This window comes from Streptomyces sp. NPDC031274 (assembly GCF_055570235.1).
Window position 1 is genome coordinate 131,688 of record NZ_JBVIHP010000004.1, and the last position, 20,049, is coordinate 151,736.

Here is a 20,049-nt window from a genome sequence, read left to right on the forward strand (position 1 = left end):
TGCCCCTCCGTGAACGCCCATGCGACGCCCCGCCTCCTCCTCACCGTGGCCCTCGCCCTCGTCGCCGCCCTGTTCCTGGCGCACCTGGCCGACGCGAGCCCCGCACCGGCCTCCGCGGGCACCGCGCGTCTCGCCGAACTCGCGGGCGACGTGCGCACCGCCGACGGCCACCGCTACGACACGCGGGACGACACCGGCCGCACCATGGACGCCGCGCAGATCACACAGACCCCCGACGGCACGTACCTCGCCGTCTACCACACCCTCCTGGACGACGGCCGCTTCCATGCCGCCGTCGCCACCTCCGCCGATCTGCGGCACTGGCACCGCCACCACGACTTCGGGCCAGGCACCCACCAGGCGTCGCTCGCCGACGACGGGCGCGGCGGATACGTCCTCGCGTACGAGAAGGACCCGCGCAACCACATCGCCGTACGCGCGTACGGCGACGAGGCGGCGCTGCTCCACGGGCGCGCCGAGCGTGCCTACGACGCGCCGCGCACCCTCTCGCGGTGCGCCGAGGGCACGCCGAGCATCACCGCCGTACGCGGGAACACGATCGAGCTGACCGGGCACTACCGCGCGGACTGCGACACCGACCGTCAGCTGCGCGCCACCCTCACCGGGTTCCGCGACTGGCACGCGGCGCCGGACCGGCGGCTCGACCGGGCGCTTCAGGCGTGGGGCAACGGCGGGAACCTCGGGGACCGTGCGCCGGTGGAGCTCGACGGGCAACGGGTGCTGCTCGTGGAGGGACAGCGCTCGCGGGGCGACTTCGGGAGCTGGCGGACGTACGCGTACGACCCTGCGAGCGGCCGGGCCGACCGGCTCGCCATCTCTACGCACGGCGGGAGCCGCGCCTTCGCCAATCCGTCGGCGACCCTCGTCACCGACCCGCGGGGCAGGCCCGCCCTGCTGGTCAGCCTGTTCATACCGGGGGAGGGAGCGGCCCCCGGAGAGGCGGGGCAGCTTGTCTACTGGCACAAGCTGTAGAAGGCGGTCTGCGCAACGGGGCGAAACCGTTTGGCGAACATGCGTAGGGTGCAGAAAACCCATCAGGGTTGAGAGTGGACCGACGCGCAGAAGGGAGCCGAGGCGATGGACGAGCAGAAGGAAACCCTCCGGGTGGGCTCGGCCGTGCGGCGCCGCCGCCGGCAGCTGGAGCTCACACTCGCCGTGGTGGCCGAGCGCAGCGGTCTCTCGGTGCCCTTTCTGAGCCAGGTCGAGAACGAGCGGGCGCGGCCCAGCAGCCGCTCCCTGCAGCGTGTCGCCGACGCCCTTCTGACGACCGACGTCGAACTGCTCGCCGCCGCGGATCCCGCGTGCACGGTCGACCTGATGCGTGCCGGTGAAGGCGAAGGCGACGGCGCGGGCGAGGGTTCGTCGCTCGACGCCCGCGTACGCAATCTGGTGCGCGGTCACCACCAGCTGCACGCCATCGAGTTCACCGGTGACCACGACGAGGGACGCGAGTTCCAGCACCGCAACGACGAGTTGATGTACGTGATCGGCGGCGCCGTCGAGGTCGAGGCGGAGGGCAGGGCCTACCGGCTCGGGCGCGGCGACAGCCTGTATCTGACGGGCGGGGTGCGGCACAGGTGGCGGGCGACCGTGCCGGACAGCCAGGTGCTCGTGGTGGCCGTCGGCGATCACATCGAAGCGGTGGACGGCTCGCGGCGCTGAGGGGGACTGCTCTGTGGCTGGAGTACGGGTCGTCTCGCTGGTGCCCTCGTTGACGGAGGCGGTCGCCGTCAGTGTGCCGGGAGCGCTGGTGGGCGCCACGGAGTGGTGCAGCCATCCGGAGGACCTCGGCGACCTCGGCGTCGTCCGCGTCGGCGGCACGAAGAACCCTGACGTGCCCCGGATCATCGGCCTCGCGCCGGACCTGGTGATCGCCAACGAGGAGGAGAACCGCGAGCCGGACCTCGCCGCGCTGCGGGCGGCGGGGGTCGAGGTGCTCGTGACGGAGGTACGCGATCTGCCCGGCGCCTTCCGCGAGCTGGCCCGGGTGCTTGCCGCCTGCGGGGCGGGGCGGCCCGGCTGGCTCGACGAGGCCGAGACCGCATGGGGTCAACTCCCTTCGCCGGAGCACCGGTTGACGGCGGTGATTCCCGTCTGGCGGCGCCCGTGGATGGTCCTGGGCCGCGACACGTTCGCCGGGGACCTGCTGCGGCGCCTCGGCGTCGACAACGCGTACGCGACGCACGAGGAGCGCTATCCACGTATCCCGGTCGAGGAGTTGCGCTCCGTCGCCCCGGACGTGATGGTCCTGCCCGACGAGCCCTACCGCTTCACCCGCGAGGACGGCCCCGAGGAGTTCACCGCCCCGTCGGCGCTCGTCAGCGGCCGCCACCTCACGTGGTACGGCCCGTCGCTCGCCGAGGCGCCCGCCTTGCTCGGCGCGGCGCTGCGAGCGGCCCGTCCGTGACCGGCTGATTCGCCGACGCCTCGTCCGGCCTGGCCGACTCCGGTCGGGGTCGGGCGCGTGGTCGTGAGTTCTGGCGGGCGTCGTCCGCAGAGCGTGCGCTGTGGCAGGGGGTGCCGCCGTCACGGCCTGGGCGCGGGGGACGTCACTTCTGCTGAGGCGCCGCGAGCAGCTTGCCGCTGATCACGCCGCGCAGAGTCTGCGTGAGCGCCACCGCCCAGGCCGTCACCAACAGGGCGTACAGGGCGAGTGCCAGCCAGTCGTAGACCGCGAGGCCGGTGTGCTTGCCCAGGCCCTCGGCGCCCGTGACGCACGTACCGACGGGGAACGTGAACGCCCACCAGGTCATCGCGAAGCCCATGCCCCGGCGTCGGGCCCGCACCACCATCGCGGCCGCGAGCGCGAGCCACAGCAGGGCGAAGCCCATCACCGGGACGCCGTAGAGCACGGCGAAGACGGCGAAGCCCTGGTCGTACGGGGCCGGGACGACGCCTGTCGCTGCGGTGTCCGCGAACTTGTTCACGGCTGTCGTCGACTGGCCGAGGGGGCCGAGCACCAGGAAGAGCGTCGGTGTGAGCGCCAGTGGGAACGGGCCGCCGGTCAGCAGGCGGGCGAAGATCAGCGGCAGCATCACCAGGGTGGCGAGCAGGCTCAGGCCGAACATCGCGAAGCAGGCGAAGAGGAGTGTCTCCTGGGCCTGACCCGCCGGGAGATGGGGCACCAGGAGGGGGCCGAGTGCGGCGGACACCATGGGCGCCACCAGGGGGAGCAGCCAGACGGGCGATGCCTGGCCCGGCTCCGTGCGGTGCCTGACCACCATCAGGTACGGGATCGCGACGGCGGCCGCGAGACCGATGGCGGTACCGGCCACGAAGAGCACCGCGTCCAGTGCGACCGCCGCGCTCGTGCCGATCCAGTCCTCGCCCACGAGGAGGGCTCCGCCGCCGACCGCGAGCAGGGCCATGGAGAGACAGCCGTAGAAGGGGGCGACGGCCGGGTCGAGGAGATGGGCGCGGGCCTGGTCGCGGTGGTGGATCCAGTGCAGGGTCCGGGCGCCGATGAGCGCGACCAGCATGATCAGGGAGAGCGCCCAGACCGCGGTGCAGGCGGTCCGCAGTCCTGGGATGTGGACCGGCAGGGTCGCGCCCGCGCCGGCGATGATCGCCGTGCCCATGACGGTGGCGTACCAGTTCGGGCCGAGGTGGCGGGTGGCGGGAGCGGTGCGAGGAGTGGTGGGGGCGGCGGTGTGCGGGGGTGCCTGCGGGTGGGCGACGGTGACCATGAGTCCACGGTCGCCGTTCGGCGGGCACCCCACCAGGAGGCATCTTCGTATGAGGGCATAACCTGGGCTTATGGGTACGTCTTCTGGTTCCGCCGGTGTGTCCGATACGTCGCCGGGCGCGGCGCCGCTCGCTCACCGGGTGCCGGACCTCGGTGCGCTCGAACTGCTGCTCGCCGTGGCGCGGCTCGGCAGTCTGGGGCGGGCCGCGAAGGAGCTGGGCATCACGCAGCCCGCCGCGAGCAGCCGCGTCCGGTCGATGGAGCGGCAGCTCGGGGTCGCGCTCGTCGACCGGTCGCCGCGCGGCTCGCAGCTCACGGACGCGGGGGCGCTCGTCACGGACTGGGCGCGGCGGATCGTGGAGGCGGCGGAGGCGTTCGACGCGGGTGCGCAGGCGCTGCGCGACCGGCGGGACTCGCGGCTGCGGGTCGCGGCGAGCATGACGATCGCCGAGTATCTGCTGCCGGGCTGGCTGATCGCGCTGCGGACGCAGCGGCCGGACACGGCGGTGTCGTTGACGGCGGGCAACTCGGCCGCGGTCGCGGAGCGGCTCATCGCGGGCGACGCGGACCTCGGCTTCGTCGAGGGGCTCGCGGTGCCGACCGGCCTGGACTCGGCGGTCATCGCCCACGACAGCCTGATCGTCGTCACGGCGCCGGGCCACGCCTGGGCCCGGCGCGGAAAGCCGCTGGGCGCGGCGGAGCTGGCGGCCACGCCGCTGATTCTCCGGGAGGAGGGCTCAGGGACCCGGCAGGTCCTCGACGCGGCTCTGGGCGGACTCGCCCGCCCGCTGATCGAGTTGTCGTCCACCACGGCGGTGAAGGCGTCGGCGGTGAACGGGGCCGGGCCCGCGGTGCTGAGTGAGCTCGCGGTGGGCGAGGAGCTGTCGGCCCGGCGCCTGGTGGAGATTCCCCTGGAGGGGGTTCGGCTGCGGCGGGCCCTTCGGGCGGTGTGGCCTACGGGGCATCGGCCTACCGGGCCTGCGCGGGATCTGCTGTCGCTTACTCGGGCGGGGTCGCTCTAGCGGGGGCGGGTTCCCCCTCCCCGGGGAGGGGAATGCCTGCCTGGGCTCCGGCGCCTGCTTTCCCGCCTTGGTGGAACTCTCCCACCCCTGATTACCCCGCGGGGCAATCAGGCGGGAGGGAGAGGCCCTGTCGGGAGGGGATGCCTGGGGGTGCTTGAGCCTGTGGTGGTGCCGTATCCGCGGCCGGAGGGCGAAGCTCCGGGGTGCGGTGCCGTCGAGGTTCAGGCGTACCCCCGGCCGGAGGGCCGGCCCCGGGGCGCGGATCGCCGAGGCTCAGGCAGTCCCCCCGCCCGCCGAAGGCCTCGCCGCGCGGACCAGGGCCGACATCACCCGGAGGTCTTCACCCATCTCCGGGTGCCACTGCACGCCAAGGACCCAGCTCCCGGACGGTCGTTCCACCGAATCCACCGACGCCACCGACTCCACCGCCTCCACCGTCCCGTCCTCCGCGTACGCCGACACCACCAGGCCCTGGCCAAGGCGGTCCACCGCCTGGTGGTGATAGGTGGGGACAGTCGACGCGGTCGGCGCGATGGACTCGTACAGCGTGCCCGGGACCGGCTTCACCTCGTGCGTCCCGAAGACGCCCACCGCCTCCACATGCCCCTCCATGTGCTGCACCAGCGTCCCGCCGAGGGCCACGTTCAGGAGCTGCATCCCGCGGCAGATGCCGAGGAGCGGCGTGCCGGACGACAACGCCGCCTCGATCAGGGCGAGTTCCCACGCGTCCCGCTCCCGCGCCGGCGGGCCCGTGCGTTCTTCGCGCTCCGCGCCGTAGCGGACGGGCTCGACGTCCGGGCCACCCGCGATGACCACGCCGTCGAGACGGGCGACGACCTCATCGGCGTACGAAGGATCGTCCGGCGGAAGCATCGCGGCCAGGCCGCCCGCCGCCTGTACCAGGCGCGGGTAGCCGACGGGGAGCAGTGCCGCGGGCAGCTCCCACACGCCCCAGCTCGCCTTCGACTCCAGGTACGTGCTGACACCGATCAGCGGTCGTCGGCCGGTGGTCTCGCTCACCCTCGTCTCCCTCATGCTCAGTCGTACTCAGTCGCGTTCCAGTTCCGCCTCGGCGGCGGCGAGCGCCGCGAACTCCTCCTCGGGCGCCCGTGCCACAAGATGCTTACGGCTGTAGAAGCCGAAGTACGCGATCGCCACCACGTATACCGCGAGCGCGATCAGTGCCGCCGTCACGTCCACCAGGAACGTCGCGACCAGCGCCGCGCAGGCGAGCACCAGCGCCACGGACGAGGTCAGCATGCCGCCCGGCGTGCGGTAGGGGCGCTCAAGGCCCGGCTCCCTGCGGCGCAGCACGATGTGCGAGAGCGACATCAGGGCGTACGAGATGGTGGCGCCGAACACCGCCACGTTCAGCATCCGCGCGCCGTCCCCGGTCGCAGCCGCCAGGCCGAAGCCGATCGCCCCGGGGACCAGGAGGCCCAGGTAGGGGGCCTTGCGGCTGCTCGTGAGCGAGAGGAAGCGGGGGAGGTAGCCCGCCCTCGACAGGGCGAAGAGCTGGCGCGAGCCCGCGTAGATGAGGGAGAAGAACGAGGCCACGAGCCCGGCAAGACCCGCGTAGTTGACGATGCGGCTGAGCGCCGTCGGCTCACCGCCCGGCTGCAACGCCTCCACCAGCGGGTTGCCCGCGCCCTGGATCGCGTCCGCGCCGCGCGCCCCGGCCGACGCGAAGAACGTGAGCAGCGCGAGCACGATGAGGATGGCCATCGACCAGCGGATCGCGCGCGGCAGCGTGCGGGCCGGGTCCTTCGTCTCCTCGGCGGCGAGCGGGACGCCCTCGACGCCCAGAAAGAACCACATGCCGAACGGGAACGCCGCCCAGATGCCCAACAGGCCCATCGGCAGCCAGGAGTTGGCGCCGAAGGCGTCACCGTCCACCGCGATGTCGTTCAGCTTCGACGCGTCGAAGTCCATGAACGCGCCGACCGCGAAGACGAGCAGCGCCGCCACCGCGATGCCCGTGACGACGAAGCTGAAGCGCAGCGCCTCGCCCACGCCCCACAGGTGGATGCCGATGAAGACGACGAAGCAGGCCAGGTACACCGGCCAGCCGGAGGTGAGGCCGAAGAGGCCGAGCGACTCCACGTAGTCGCCGATGAAGATGGAGATCGCGGCCGGCGCCAGGATGTACTCGATGAGGATCGCCGTGCCGGTGAGGAAGCCGCCCCACGGGCCGAGCGCCCGGCGCGCGAAGCCGTAGCCGCCGCCCGCGGTGGGCAGCACCGACGACAGTTCGGCCAGCGAGAACACCATGCACGCGTACATCACGCCCATGAGCGCCATGGCGATCGCGAGGCCGCCGAATCCGCCCTCCGCCAGGCCGAAGTTCCAGCCCGAGTAGTCGCCGGAGACGACGTACGCGACGCCAAGCCCTGTGAGCAGCAGCCAGCCCGCGCTGCCCCGGCGCAGAGTCCTGCGCTCCAGATAGTCGTCCGCCGGTTCGGCGGTACTACTCGTCTTGGGGGACTCCACGGTCATGGCACGACTCCTGGGGACGGGTGACGCAAGGGAACGGGCGCCTCAGACGGGCGACTCGAACGGGTGACTCAATGGAACGGATCCATACCTTTGTCGTCCCGGGTACGAGAAATCAAGACCCCTGCGTAACGCCGCCGTAAAACCCCGCACACCCCGCCCCTTATGTCAGGAACCCCCGCAGCAAGGCGGCCGTACCGGCGCAGTGCTCGCGCATCATCTCCCGCGCCCCGTCCGCGTCCCCGTCGAGCACCGCCTCGACCAGGGCGGTGTGCTGGCGCTGGGAATGCTCCAGGTTCCGCACCAGGAGCGGGATGCAGTCCAGGAGGTCGTTGACGCTCGCGCGGACCGCCGCGTACTGCGCGGTGAGCGAGGGGGAGCCGCACAGTTCGGCGAGGGTCAGGTGCAGGAGGGTGTCCAGGCGGCGGTACTCGGAGAGGGGGGCCTCGTGGGTCCGTGCGAGCGCCGTGCGCAGCCGGTCCCGCTGCTCCTCGGTCAGGCCGTGCGCCGCGCAGAGCCCGGCCGCGCCGACCTCGAGGACCTCGCGGAAACGCAGCGCGTCCTCGACGTCGACGTCCGCCACACGCCGCCGCAGCTCGTCCTCACCGGCCGCCTCGGGGCGCGGACGCACGAACGTGCCGCCGTACCTGCCCCGCCGCGACTCGACGAGGCCCTGGTCCTGGAGCACCTTCAGGACCTCGCGCAGCGTCACCCGGCTGATGCCGAGGCGGTCGGCCAACTCACGCTCCGACGGCAGGCGTTCGCCGCCGGGCACCAGGCCGAGGCGTACGACCTGGAGGATCTGCTCCAGGGCCTCCTCGAAGCCGTTGCCCGCCCGTACGGGGCGAAGGACGGGCGTGAGCCCGTCGTCGCCGGAAGAAGCCGTCGCGTCGGCATCCGTGTGCGACATCTGGCCGTACCCCCTTCCCAATCAATGGTTCTCGGCAATACCTTATGGCTCTCGGCTGACCCAAGGAGGATTTTCCCGTGGCAGACCGCACACCCCCGCTCGGGATCGAGGAGCTGCGTGCTCTCGTCACGAGCGGCGAGATCGACACTGTCGTCCTGGCCTTCCCCGATATGCAAGGGCGGCTCCAGGGCAAGCGGTTCGCCGCCCCGTTCTTCCTCGACGACGTCCTGAAGAACGGCACGGAGGGCTGCAACTACCTCCTCGCCGTCGACGCGGAGATGAACACCGTCGAGGGCTACGCCATGTCCTCCTGGGACCGCGGCTACGGCGACTTCGCCATGCGCCCCGACCTGAGCACCCTGCGCCGCGTCCCCTGGAACGACGGCACCGCGATGCTCATCGCCGACCTCGCCTGGAACGACTCGTCGCCCGTCGTGGCCGCGCCCCGCCAGATCCTGCGCCGCCAGCTCGACCGGCTCGCCGAGCTCGGCTTCACCGCCAACGTCGGCACGGAGCTCGAGTTCATCGTCTTCAAGGACACCTACGAGCAGGCCTGGGACGCGGGCTACAAGGCCCTGACCCCGGCGAACCAGTACAACATCGACTACTCCGTGCTCGGCACGGGACGTATCGAGCCGCTCCTGCGCCGCATCCGCAACGAGATGGCCGCCGCCGGGCTCGTCGTCGAATCGGCCAAGGGCGAGTGCAATCCGGGCCAGCACGAGATCGTGTTCCGCTACGACGACGCCCTCGTCACCTGCGACCAGCACGCCATCTACAAGACCGGCGCCAAGGAGATCGCGTCCCAGGAGGGCGTCTCGCTCACCTTCATGGCCAAGTACAACGAGCGCGAGGGCAACTCCTGTCACATCCACCTCTCGCTCGCGGACGCGGACGGCGCCAACGCCATGGCCGGTGACGGGCCCGGCGGCATGTCGGCCGTCATGCGGCACTTCCTTGCCGGGCAGCTCGCGGCGCTGCGGGAGTTCTCGCTCCTCTACGCGCCCAACATCAACTCGTACAAGCGTTTCCGTCCTGGCTCGTTCGCGCCGACCGCCGCCGCCTGGGGCTACGACAACCGCACCTGCGCCCTGCGCGTCGTCGGCCACGGCCGCTCGATGCGCTTCGAGAACCGGCTGCCGGGCGGCGACGTGAACCCGCACCTCGCGGTCGCCGGACTCGTGGCCGCAGGGTTGCACGGCATAGAGCAGAAGCTCGAACTGCCCGAGGAGTGCACGGGCAACGCCTACACCGGTGACTACGCGCACGTCCCCACCACCCTGCGCGAGGCCGCCGAGCTCTGGGAGAACAGCGCCATCGCCAAGGCCGCCTTCGGCGACGAGGTGGTCGCGCACTACAGCAACATGGCCCGGGTCGAGCTGGACGCCTTCGACTCCGCGGTGACCGACTGGGAGCTCCGCCGCTCCTTCGAACGCTTGTGAGGCACCCTTGCTCAAGGTACTGAATCCGGCGACGGAAGAAGTCGTCGCGACCGTCCCCGCCGCCTCCGCGCAGGACGTCGACGCCGCGGTCGTACGCGCGGCCGCGGCGCAGGCGAAGTGGGCCGCCGCGGCCCCCGCCGACCGGGCGCGGCTGCTGCGCCGTTTCGCGGCGGTGGTGGGCGAACACATCGAAGAGCTGGCCCAGTTGGAAGTGCGCGAGGCCGGTCACGTCATCGGCAACGCCCGCTGGGAGGCCGGCAACGTCCGTGATCTCCTCGACTTCGCGGCCGGGGGAGTGGAGCGGCTGAGCGGCCGCCAGATCCCCGTGCCCGGCGGCCTGAACGTGACGATCCTCGAACCCCTCGGGGTCGTCGGCGTCATTGCCCCCTGGAACTTCCCGATGCCGATCGCCGCCTGGGGCAGTGCTCCGGCGCTCGCGGCGGGCAACGCGGTCATCCTGAAGCCCGCCGAGACGACCCCGCTCACCGCGCTGCGCCTCGCCGAACTCGCCCTGGAGGCAGGCCTCCCCGAAGGTCTCTTCCAGGTCCTGCCCGGCGTCGGCGACGTCGCGGGCAACGCCCTGGTCGAGCACCCCGGCGTGGCGAAGATCGTGTTCACCGGGTCCACCCGCGTCGGCAAGCAGATCATGGCCAAGTGCGCCGACCGCGTGAAGCGCGTGACGCTCGAACTCGGCGGCAAGAGCCCGAACATCGTCTTCGCCGACGCGGACGTGGAGGCCGCCGCCCTCGCCACCCCCATGTCGTACCTCGACAACTCCGGCCAGGACTGCTGCGCCCGCACCCGCGTCCTCGTCCAGCGCTCGGTGTACGACCGCTTCCTGGAGATCGTGCGGCCCGCCATCGAGTCGATCGTCGTCGGCGACCCGGCGGACGAGAAGACCCAGATGGGTCCGCTGATCTCCAGGTCCCAGCTGGAGAAGGTGCGTTCGTACGTTCCGACCGGCGCCAAAATCCACGGCACGGCCCCCGAGGGCCCCGGCTTCTGGTTCCCGCCGACCCTCCTCACCGACGTCGACCCCGAGTCTCCGGTGGCGACGGAGGAGGTCTTCGGCCCGGTCGCCGTCGTCATCCCCTTCGACGACGAGGCCGACGCCGTCCGCCTGGCCAACGCGACCGAGTACGGCCTTTCGGGGTCGATCTGGACGCGGGACGTCAGCAGGGCGCTGCGGGTCTCCGGGGCCGTCCGGGCCGGGAACCTCTCCGTCAACTCGCACTCCAGCGTGCGCTATTGGACCCCGTTCGGGGGTTACAAGCAGTCCGGACTCGGCCGTGAGCTCGGCCCGGACGCGCTCGCCGCCTTCACGGAAACCAAGAACGTCTTCATCAGCACGGACAGCCCTGACAGCACGGACAGCCCGGAAACCCCGGAAAGCACGGAGGCCTGAGCACCCATGACCGAAGCAAACATCTGCCGCCGCCTGGTGGGCCGCACCGCCGTCATCACCGGTGCGGGCAGCGGCATCGGCCTCGCCACCGCGCGCCGCCTCGCCTCCGAGGGCGCGCACGTCGTCTGCGGCGACATCGACGAGAGCGCGGGCAAGGCGGCGGCCGACGAGGTCGGCGGGACCTTCGTCAAGGTCGACGTCACCGACGCCGAGCAGGTCGACGCGCTCTTCAAGACGGCGTACGACACCTATGGCTCGGTCGACATCGCCTTCAACAACGCGGGCATCTCGCCGCCCGACGACGACTCCATCCTGGACACGGGCCTGGAGGCCTGGAAGCGCGTCCAGGAGGTCAACCTCACCTCCGTCTACCTGTGCTGCAAGGCGGCCATCCCCTACATGCGGCGCCAGGGCAAGGGCTCGATCATCAACACGGCGTCGTTCGTGGCGAGGATGGGCGCGGCGACGTCCCAGATCTCCTACACGGCCTCCAAGGGCGGCGTCCTGGCGATGTCCCGCGAGCTGGGCGTGCAGTTCGCCCGCGAGGGCATCCGCGTGAACGCGCTCTGCCCGGGGCCGGTCAACACCCCGCTCCTCCAGGAGCTCTTCGCCAAGGACCCCGAGCGGGCCGCGCGCCGCCTCGTCCACATCCCCGTGGGCCGCTTCGCCGAGGCCGACGAGCTCGCCGCCGCCGTGGCGTTCCTCGCCAGCGACGACTCCTCCTTCGTGAACGCCACCGACTTCCTCGTCGACGGCGGAATCTCGGGCGCGTACGTCACGCCCATGTAGCGGCCCTCCGTGTAGTTCACCCCACAGCAATCCTCCCGACAGCCGGGCGTCGCACGACGCCCGGCTGTCCTGCGTAGACACAGGAGTGTGTTCATGAACCTCAAGCGCCGCTGTGCCGCGGCCGCAGCCGTCCTCGCCGTCGCCGGAACCGGGCTCGTCACCGTCCAGGCGACCGCGCAGGCCACTCAGCCCGCGCAGTCCACCAAGCCCGCGCAGCCCAACCGCTCCCAGGCCCAGAAGTGCCCCACGCTCACCGTCTCCCGGGGCTGGTACGGCGACAACAAGGCCAGGCTCCAGAAGATGATCGACACGTACGGCCGCTGTGGCGACGGCGGGCACAAGGGCGCCACCAAGCCCGTCGCCGCCTTCGACTGGGACAACACGGTCATCAAGAACGACGTCGGCGACGCCACCATGTTCTGGCTCCTGCGCAACAGCAAGATACGTACGCCGCGCGGCGGCGACTGGCACACCACGAGCCGCTACCTCACCGACCCGGCGGCCAAAGCCCTCGCCAAGGCCTGTCCCGCCACCGGCACCACCCTGCCCACGCGCCGCGACACGAACTGCGCCGACGAGATCGTCTCCGTCTACAGCGAGGGCACCACCACCGGCGGGGACGCGGCCTTCGCGGGCTTCGACCACCGCCGTATGGAACCTCAGTACGCCTGGCTCGCCCAGCTCACCCGCGGCTGGTCCACCCGGCAGGTCAAGGACTTCGCGGCCGCCGCCCGCAAGGAGAACCTCGCGGCGCCCGTCGGCACCGAACAGCGGGTGGGCACCGGCGAGGTCACCGGCTGGGTCCGCTACTACGACCAGCAGCGCGATCTGATCCGTACGCTCAAGAAGGCCGGATTCGACGTCTACGTGGTCTCCGCGTCGCCCGAGCCGGTCGCCGAGGTGTGGGCGAAGAGCGTCGGCGTCGACGCCCGGCACACCATCGGCATCCGCAACGTCACCGCACACGGGAAGCTGACGGCCCATCTGGAGGGCTGCGGCCGGGTCGAGGACGGCGACGACTCGATGATCACGTACATCGACGGAAAGCGCTGCTGGATCAACCAGGAGATCTACGGAGTCCGGGGCGCGGCAGCCGAGAAGGTGCAACCGGCCGGTAAACGGCAGGTGTTCTCGGCCGGTGACTCCGACACCGACATCTCCTTCCTGCGCGACGCCACGGGCCTGCGCCTCGTCCTGAACCGGAACAAGAACGAGCTGATGTGCCGCGCCTACGACAACGGCGACCGCCGCTGGCTGGTGAACCCCATGTTCATCGAGCCCAAGGGCAAGCTCGCGCAGCCGTACCCGTGCGCCACCACCGGCTACACCGAACGGGACGGCGAGGAAGGCCCCGTGCGCCGCGCCGACGGGTCCGTCATCCCCGACCAGAAGGACACGGTGCACGGACCCTGACCGGAGCAGAGGGATTCATGTACGGTCCATGCGCATGCGTAACAGACATGCCTTGGCGTTGACGCTGGCTTCGGCCGCCGCGCTGGCGGCCGTGCCGGCGTCGCTTCCCGCGGCCGCCGCCACGCCCGCGAACTCCACCGCTGCGAAGGCCCATTGCCCGCAGCTGTCCAAGAAGCTGACCTGGTACGGCGACAACCGGGCCAAACTTCAGCAGATGATCGACGAGCGCGGACGCTGCGGCTCCCACCGGGGGCACGACCAGAAGCGTCCCGTCGCCGCCTTCGACTGGGACAACACCGTCGTCAAGAACGACATCACCGACGCGACGATCGCCTGGTCCCTGCACCACGACAAGATCCTGCGCCCCGCCAGCTGGAAGTCCACCAGCAAGTGGATGACGGACGCGGCCGACAAGGCGCTCACCAAGGCCTGCGGCACGAAGGTGCCGGTCGGCAAGCCGCTGCCCACCTCCACCGACACCGACTGCGCCGACGAGATCTTCGAGGTCCGCGAGGACGGCAAGACGATGAGCGGCGCCGCCGCCTTCGCGGGGAAGTGGGACCACCGGCACACCGTCCCGCAGTACGCCTGGGTGCCCCAGCTCTTCGCCGGGCACACCGTGCCCGAACTGGAGTCCTACGCGGCGAAGGCCCGCAAGGAGGTCCTGGCCGCACCCGTCGGCGCCACCCAGACCGTCGGCACGCACGAGATCCCCGGCTACGCCCGCTACTACGACCAGCAGCGCGACCTGATCCGCACGCTCAAGAAGGCCGGGTTCGACGTCTACATCGTCTCGGCGGGCTCCGAGCCGGTGACGGAGGTCTGGTCCAAGGGCATCGGCATCGACCGCAAGCACACCATCGCCATCCGCTCGGTCCTTGACCGCAAGGGGCGGATCACCACCTACAACCAGGGCTGTGGCGACGTACCCGTGAACAAGGGCGAAGCCATCCCCTACATCGACGGCAAGCGCTGCTGGATCAACCAGGAGATCTACGGCGTCAAGGGCAAGGCGGCCTGGGAGAAGCAGGACCCCTCCCACCGCATCGCCCTCGGCGGCGGTGACGCCGACACGGACGTGACGTTCGTCGGCGACGCCACGGGCGCGCACCTCGTCCTGAACCGCAACAAGAACGAGGTCATGTGCCGTGCGTACGACAACGCCGACGGCCGCTGGGTCGTGAACCCCATGTTCATCGAGCCCATGAAGCAGAAGCCCGACCTCTACCCGTGCTCGACGGCCGCGTACAACGAACCGGACGGCAGCAAGGGCCCGGTCCGGCGCGACGACGGCTCGGTGGTGCCTGATCAGGCGGACACGGTGTTCTGATCTTCACGGCACGTCCTAGAGTGCCGGGATGAGCATGACGCCCCTTCCCGGCTGGTACACGGACCCGTCGGCCCCACCGGCGCAGCATGTGGAGCGCTGGTGGGACGGGTCCGCGTGGACCGAGCACCGGCGCGCGCCCGAAGCCCCTCAAACGGGCGGGGCGCAGCCGGGGTTCGGCCCGACGCAGGCGCAGATTCAGGCACAGATGCGGGCAGAGACTCAGGTCCAGCCGCTGCCGGGGGCGTCCAGAGGAGGCCGGGCCAGGGTGGTGGCGCTGACCACCGCCGGGGTCGTCCTGGTCGCGTCGATCGTCACGGGCACGGTGCTCCTGGGCGAGGACGACGGCGACCCACAGGGCGGGCTGCCCGAACCGGCCATATCGGAGCCGGTGGAGACGGCCACGAAGACCTCCCCGACGCCCACCACGTCGGCGGCCGATCCCGACCCCTCCACCCTCGTCGACCAGCTCAACGGCATCACGATCCCCGTTCCCGACGGCTGGGAGAAGGCCGACGACGCGGTCGGCGGCGATCCCACCCTCCGCACCCCGAAGACGTACGACTGTCCGGGCGAGGGAAGCCTCTGCCGCCACGGCACGGTCTACTCCCGCACATCGACGGGGACCGACGAACGCTCGCCCGAGGCGCTGGCCCGGAGCGACATCAAGGACGCGGCGGACCGTGCGTACGACGAGGACAAGGTCGGCATGGAGCCGTTCGGCGGCATCGCCCGGCACGAGAAGGTCAAGGAGGGGAACGTCGCGGTCGGGGGTCGCTCCGGTTACCTCGTGCGCTGGCGCGTCCACACGGAGAAGGGCCCCGGCGGATACGTCCAGTCGCTCGCCTTCCCCTCGAGCCTCGGGTCCGAGGCGCTGATCATCGTCCGCTTCGCCATCGACGCCGGGGGCGAGGCGCCGCCGCTCTCCGACATGGACGAGATCACCAAGGGGATCCGCGCCGTCGGCGACGGCGACACGGGCGGCGGCGTGGGAAGCAGCGTGGGCGCGACGCCCTGACGCCCTGACGGTCTGACTGCCTGTCGGCCTGTCGGCCTGTCGGAGGCTAGAGGAACGTCTGGCCTTCTCCGCGGTACGTCGGCACGGTGGCCGTCACGCGTTCGCCCTCGACGAGGTGGAGCGCGTCGAACCGCTCGCACAACTCCCCGGCCTTGGCGTGCCGGAACCACACCTTGTCGCCGATGAGGAGATCGTCGGCGGGGGCTCCGAGCAGCGGGGTCTGCACCTCGCCCGCGCCCTCCTGCGGGTCGTAGCGCAGCCCCTCCGGGAGGTACGGCACCGGGGAGCGGTCGGGGCCCGCGGCACCCGAAGCGGGGTAGCCGCCGCCGAGCACGGTCACGGTGCCCACGCCGGGGCGGCGCACGACGGGCTGGGCGAAGAGCGCGGCCGGACGCCCGCTGAACGACGTGTAGTTGTCGAAGAGGCGCGGTACGTACAGGCCGGACCCGGCGGCGATCTCGGTCACCGCCCGCTCCGCCGCGGTGTGCTGCACGCTGCCGGTGCCGCCGCCGTTGACGAACTCCAGGTCCGGCGCGACCGCCCGCACCGCGCGGATGGTCTCGGCCCGGCGCGCAGCGAGCTCCTTGCGGGCGGCGGCCTGCATCAGCCGGATGACCCGCGAGCGCGCGGGACGCCCGGCGATCGAGTCACCGACGCCCGCCACATGCCCTTCGTACGCCATCACGCCCACGAGCCGGAAGCCGGGCCGCCGGGCCACGGCGCGGGCGAGCGCGGCGACTTGGGCGGGGGAGTGCAGGGGTGAGCGCAGAGCGCCGATCCGCACGCGGCCCCCGAGGATCTTGAAGGCGGTGTCGAGTTCCAGGCAGACCCGGACCTCTTCGCGCCCGCCGTCCCTGGCCTCGTCGATGAGCCGCAGCTGCGCCGGGTCGTCGACCATCACGGTCACCGATGACGCGAGCTTCGGATCGGCGGTCAGCTCGGCGAAGGCGGCGCGGTCCGCCGAGGGATAGGCGAGCAGGATGTCGTCGAACCCGGACCGCGCGAGCCACAGCGATTCGGCGAGCGTGAAGGACATGATCCCGGTGAAGCCGTCGCGCGCCAGAACGCGTTCGAGCAGCGCACGGCAGCGTACGGACTTGCTCGCGACCCGGATCGGCTTCCCGCCCGCCCGGCGCACCAAATCGTCGGCATTGGCGTCGAATGCCTCCAGATCGACGATCGCGACGGGGGCGTCGAGGTGTGCGGTGGCCCGGTCGTAGCGGGCCCGGTCTGCTGCACGGGGGGTCATGGCCGAAGCCTGCCAGACACGATTACCCGAGGGTAGGGGGATGATCCGGGCAGATCGCCCGGGGCCGTGGACTGGTTCCCTCACGGCCGGAATCTGCCTTTAGAGTTACGCGCAGAAGAGCGAGGAAACGGGGGGTGCATGAGCACGGAAGCGCGACGGGCTCCCGTACCGCCACGTCCCACGACGCCGCCTCCGCCGCCGGGCCCGCCCGCGTCCGCGTCGTCCCCGACGCCTCCCGCTCCGTCCGCGCGCTTTCCGGACCTGCGTCCTCCGACGGCCGATCCGGACCCGGACCCGGCCCCGGCGTCCCCGGACGGCAGGGGCTCCGTGCCGCCGCCGACCGATCCTGCGTGGGACCCGCCGTCCCCGGACGGCCAGGGGCCTGTGCTGCCGCAGTCGGCATTTGCTCGAACTCCCGAAGACGGCCGGGACGCCGAGCAGCCGCCGTCGGCCTTTGCTCGAACCCCCCAGTACGGCCGGGATGCCGAGCAGTCGCCGTCGGTGACCGACCCCGCGCCCGCCGACGGTGATCAGGACTCCCTCCTCGGGGATCTCCTCGCACCCTTCGACCGGGTACGGATGCCGAGGCCCGCGGCATCGCGGGACGACACGGACAACACGGGTGACCCCGCCACCGACGCACAGCAGTCGCCGCCCCCGCCGCCCGCGTCGGCGCGTTTCCCTGATACGCCGCCGCTGTCAGTGACGACATCGACGCCCGCGCCGGGCCCTGATGCCGGGCCGGGCTCTGATCCCGTGTCGGGTCCGCCGCCCGCGTCGGCGCGCTTCCCCGATACGCCGCCGTCCTCAGTGACGACATCGACGCCCGCGTCGAGTCCTGATGCCGGGCCGGGCTCTGATCCCGTGTCGGGTCCGCCGCCCGCGTCGGCGCGTTTCCCCGATACGCCGCCGCCGTCAGTGACGACACCGACGCCCGCGCCGGGCCCCAAGACCGCCCCGGATCCCGTCCTACCCCCGCCGCGCCCTCCCGGCCCGCCGAACTACGGCGCACCGGACGTGGGGAGCGAGCCAGAGTCCGCGGGCTATCCACCGCGTCCCCCGATGCCCCCGGTGCCGCCGTCGGACCCAGCGGTGACGGGCATATCCGCGCCCGCCCCCGAAGCACCGCCCACGCGCCCCCACGCACACGCCCACACGCCCAAGCCCATATCCACCCCCGCCCCGGCTCCCTCCCCGCGAACGACCGCCGCCCGCCGCGCGGTCGGAGCCGTCGATCTGACGCCGGGTCCCGGGGCCGGGCGGCCCTTCGTGTCGTTCGCGAGGCCCGCGCTGTACGACGACAGCACCACGCGGCTGCGGCCCGTCCGCTCCTGGGTGCAGCCCCGTGTGACCGCGGCCGCCGCCTGCGCCGTGCTCGGGCTCGGTCTCATCGGGGGCGCGGCCACCGGGAGTTGGCTGACCGGGGGCTCCGAAGGACCGGGCACCACGCGGAACGCGTACGCCGTGGCGGGCCAGCTCTGGCACAGCGTGCCCGTCGACAAGCTCTTCCCGGTGACCCTCAAGGGAGAGGGCGCGGGCCCCGGCGGAGCCGACCGCACCTGGACCCGGGTCGCCGTCGCCCCCGACAGCAACTGCAAGAACGCCTTCGACCCGCTCCTGCGCAAGGCACTCGCCCCGGCCGGCTGCCTCAGGCTGCTGCGCGCCACGTACACGGACGCGACCCGCAGCCATGTCACCACCGTGGGCCTGCTGTTCACCAAGGCCGACGCCGACGCGATGCGCTCCCTGCGCACCCGCTTCACGGAGGAGGGCCTCGACCGGCGCACCGACCTGATGCCACGGCCGTACGCGGCCAAGGGCACCCCGGCCGCGGACTTCGGCGACGCCCAGCGCGCCTCCTGGACCGTGTCCGTGCTCCCTGACGCCCCCGTCGTCGCCTTCTCGGTCTCCGGCTTCGCCGACGGCCGTACGGTCACCGAACCCGAGCCCGCCGACGAGGCCGTGAAGACCTCCGCCGCCACGGACCCCGCCCAGGCGGGCCTCGGCAACGAGGCGAAGGGCATCGCCGACCGCGTCGAGCGGCGGCTGCGCAAGACCATCGCGGCGACGGAGAAGTCCTCATGAGAATCCGCCGGTTCGGCGTTGCCGCCCTCGCCGCGTCGATCGCCCTCCTGCCCACCGCCGCGCACGCGGACGACGGCATACGCGCCCAGCAGTGGGCCCTCGACGCCATGCACACCAGTCAGGCCTGGCAGACGACCAAGGGCAAGGGCATCACCGTCGCCGTCCTGGACACCGGCATAGACCGCGACCACCCCGACCTGGCGGGCAGTGTCCTCGCGGGCAAGGACATGGTCGGGTTCGGAGCGAAGAAGGGCGACCGTCCCTGGGCCCGGCACGGCACCGCCATGGCCGGCATCATCGCGGGCCACGGACACGGCGCGGGCGGCGGCGACGGCGTGATCGGCATCGCGCCGCAGGCGAAGATCCTGCCGATCCGCGTGATCCTGGAGGACGGTGACCCGGACCGCTCGAAGGCCCGCAACACCCGGGGCAACGCCCTGGCCGACGGCATCCGCTGGGCCACCGACCACGGCGCCGACGTCATCAACCTCTCCCTCGGTGACGACTCCAAGTCCGCCCACCCCGAACCCGCCGAGGACGCGGCCGTCCAGTACGCCCTGAAGAAAGGCATCGTCGTCGTCGCGTCGGCGGGCAACGGCGGCGAGCGCGGCGACCACATCTCGTACCCCGCGGCCTACCCCGGCGTCATCGCCGCCACCGCCGTCGACGCGAACGGCGACCGCGCCTCCTTCTCCACCCGCCGCTGGTACGCCACCGTCAGCGCCCCCGGCAAGAAGATCGTCATCGCTGACCCCGACCGCGAGTACTACGAAGGCTGGGGCACCAGCGCCGCATCGGCGTTCGTCTCCGGCGCCGTCGCCCTCATCCGCGCCGCCCACCCCGGCCTGACCCCGGCCCAGATCAAGCAGCTCCTGGAGGACACCGCCCGCGATGTTCCCAGTGGGGGCCGCGACGACTCACGCGGCTTCGGCTTCATCGATCCGGCGGCCGCGATCGCCGAGGGCGGCAAGAAGAAGCCCGAGGAGCTGAGCTCCGCGGCGTACGGGGAGAAGTACTTCGGTTCGGGCCCGGACGCGGCCCGGAGCGACGGCGGACCCGCCGGCTGGGTGGGCCCGGTCGCGGGCGGCCTCGGCGTGGCGCTCCTGGGGGCGGCGGTCTACCTCTGGCGCGGCCGCCGTGGAGCCCGTCCCGGCACCACCCGATAGGCCAAGGGGCGCGGTCGATAGGGT

At 72.0% G+C, this 20,049-nt stretch carries 18 protein-coding genes; 12 read left to right on the top strand and 6 right to left on the bottom strand.

Annotation, left to right across the window (positions count from 1 at the left end):
- Positions 1–9 precede the first annotated feature (9 nt).
- The 3 genes from ACZ5CR_RS08780 (at position 10) to ACZ5CR_RS08790 (ending at position 2,428) form a co-directional block, all read left to right on the top strand.
- Positions 10–993, top strand: a complete 984-nt coding sequence (locus tag ACZ5CR_RS08780) for a hypothetical protein (protein ID WP_468855071.1) — start codon at positions 10–12, stop codon at positions 991–993.
- Between the two features lie 105 nt (positions 994–1,098).
- Complete coding sequence (locus ACZ5CR_RS08785) at positions 1,099–1,683, top strand: helix-turn-helix domain-containing protein (protein WP_468855074.1); 585 nt, start codon at positions 1,099–1,101, stop codon at positions 1,681–1,683.
- 13 nt (positions 1,684–1,696) lie between these two features.
- Positions 1,697–2,428, top strand: a complete 732-nt coding sequence (locus tag ACZ5CR_RS08790) for a helical backbone metal receptor (protein ID WP_468855077.1) — start codon at positions 1,697–1,699, stop codon at positions 2,426–2,428.
- A 142-nt stretch (positions 2,429–2,570) separates the two neighbouring features.
- Here ACZ5CR_RS08790 and ACZ5CR_RS08795 read toward each other — a convergent pair whose 3' ends face one another.
- Positions 2,571–3,707 carry a TDT family transporter gene (locus tag ACZ5CR_RS08795; RefSeq protein WP_468855080.1) on the bottom strand — a complete coding sequence of 379 codons (1,137 nt, stop codon included), beginning with the start codon at positions 3,705–3,707 and terminating at the stop codon, positions 2,571–2,573.
- 70 nt (positions 3,708–3,777) lie between these two features.
- Here ACZ5CR_RS08795 and ACZ5CR_RS08800 point away from each other — a divergent pair, with 70 nt between their 5' ends.
- A complete protein-coding gene (locus ACZ5CR_RS08800) occupies positions 3,778–4,728 on the top strand; it encodes a LysR family transcriptional regulator (protein ID WP_468855082.1) in 951 nt (316 codons plus the stop codon).
- Positions 4,729–5,001: 273 nt separating this feature from the next.
- Here the strand turns inward: ACZ5CR_RS08800 and ACZ5CR_RS08805 are convergent, their stop codons facing one another.
- From ACZ5CR_RS08805 to ACZ5CR_RS08815, 3 genes are all read right to left on the bottom strand, one after another.
- A complete protein-coding gene (locus tag ACZ5CR_RS08805) occupies positions 5,002–5,748 on the bottom strand; it encodes a gamma-glutamyl-gamma-aminobutyrate hydrolase family protein (protein ID WP_468855085.1) in 747 nt (248 codons plus the stop codon).
- 27 nt (positions 5,749–5,775) lie between these two features.
- Positions 5,776–7,224, bottom strand: a complete 1,449-nt coding sequence (gene eat, locus ACZ5CR_RS08810; protein ID WP_468855088.1) for an ethanolamine permease — start codon at positions 7,222–7,224, stop codon at positions 5,776–5,778.
- Between the two features lie 160 nt (positions 7,225–7,384).
- A complete protein-coding gene (locus ACZ5CR_RS08815; RefSeq protein ID WP_468855090.1) occupies positions 7,385–8,131 on the bottom strand; it encodes a FadR/GntR family transcriptional regulator in 747 nt (248 codons plus the stop codon).
- Positions 8,132–8,208: 77 nt separating this feature from the next.
- On the opposite strand from ACZ5CR_RS08815, the gene ACZ5CR_RS08820 reads away from it, so the two are divergent.
- The 6 genes from ACZ5CR_RS08820 to ACZ5CR_RS08845 all read left to right on the top strand — a co-directional run bounded on the left by ACZ5CR_RS08820 (position 8,209) and on the right by ACZ5CR_RS08845 (position 15,525).
- Positions 8,209–9,573, top strand: coding sequence for a glutamine synthetase family protein (locus ACZ5CR_RS08820; RefSeq protein WP_468855092.1), 1,365 nt, complete (start codon positions 8,209–8,211; stop codon positions 9,571–9,573).
- 7 nt (positions 9,574–9,580) lie between these two features.
- Positions 9,581–10,978, top strand: a complete 1,398-nt coding sequence (locus ACZ5CR_RS08825) for an aldehyde dehydrogenase family protein (protein ID WP_468855095.1) — start codon at positions 9,581–9,583, stop codon at positions 10,976–10,978.
- A 6-nt stretch (positions 10,979–10,984) separates the two neighbouring features.
- Positions 10,985–11,767 (top strand): 3-oxoacyl-ACP reductase, encoded by a 783-nt coding sequence (locus ACZ5CR_RS08830; RefSeq protein ID WP_468855096.1) that lies wholly within the window; start codon positions 10,985–10,987, stop codon positions 11,765–11,767.
- A 93-nt stretch (positions 11,768–11,860) separates the two neighbouring features.
- Entirely contained in the window at positions 11,861–13,180 is a 1,320-nt protein-coding gene (locus ACZ5CR_RS08835; RefSeq protein WP_468855099.1) for a haloacid dehalogenase-like hydrolase, read from the top strand.
- Positions 13,181–13,214: 34 nt separating this feature from the next.
- Positions 13,215–14,510, top strand: coding sequence for an HAD family hydrolase (locus ACZ5CR_RS08840; protein WP_468855100.1), 1,296 nt, complete (start codon positions 13,215–13,217; stop codon positions 14,508–14,510).
- 28 nt (positions 14,511–14,538) lie between these two features.
- Positions 14,539–15,525: a DUF2510 domain-containing protein gene (locus ACZ5CR_RS08845; protein WP_468855103.1), complete on the top strand. Its 987-nt coding sequence runs from the start codon at positions 14,539–14,541 to the stop codon at positions 15,523–15,525.
- A gap of 46 nt (positions 15,526–15,571) precedes the next feature.
- Here the strand turns inward: ACZ5CR_RS08845 and ACZ5CR_RS08850 are convergent, their stop codons facing one another.
- Both ACZ5CR_RS08850 and ACZ5CR_RS08855 read right to left on the bottom strand, forming a co-directional pair.
- Positions 15,572–16,774, bottom strand: coding sequence for an amino acid deaminase/aldolase (locus ACZ5CR_RS08850; RefSeq protein WP_468855105.1), 1,203 nt, complete (start codon positions 16,772–16,774; stop codon positions 15,572–15,574).
- Between the two features lie 530 nt (positions 16,775–17,304).
- Positions 17,305–17,724 carry a hypothetical protein gene (locus ACZ5CR_RS08855; protein WP_468855108.1) on the bottom strand — a complete coding sequence of 140 codons (420 nt, stop codon included), beginning with the start codon at positions 17,722–17,724 and terminating at the stop codon, positions 17,305–17,307.
- A gap of 142 nt (positions 17,725–17,866) precedes the next feature.
- Between ACZ5CR_RS08855 and ACZ5CR_RS08860 the strand changes: the two genes are divergently transcribed.
- Both ACZ5CR_RS08860 and mycP read left to right on the top strand, forming a co-directional pair.
- Positions 17,867–18,859 (top strand): hypothetical protein, encoded by a 993-nt coding sequence (locus ACZ5CR_RS08860; protein WP_468855110.1) that lies wholly within the window; start codon positions 17,867–17,869, stop codon positions 18,857–18,859.
- Positions 18,856–20,025 (top strand): type VII secretion-associated serine protease mycosin, encoded by a 1,170-nt coding sequence (gene mycP / locus ACZ5CR_RS08865; RefSeq protein ID WP_468855111.1) that lies wholly within the window; start codon positions 18,856–18,858, stop codon positions 20,023–20,025. The genes ACZ5CR_RS08860 and mycP overlap by 4 nt, the downstream gene beginning before the upstream one ends.
- Positions 20,026–20,049: the final 24 nt, after the last annotated feature.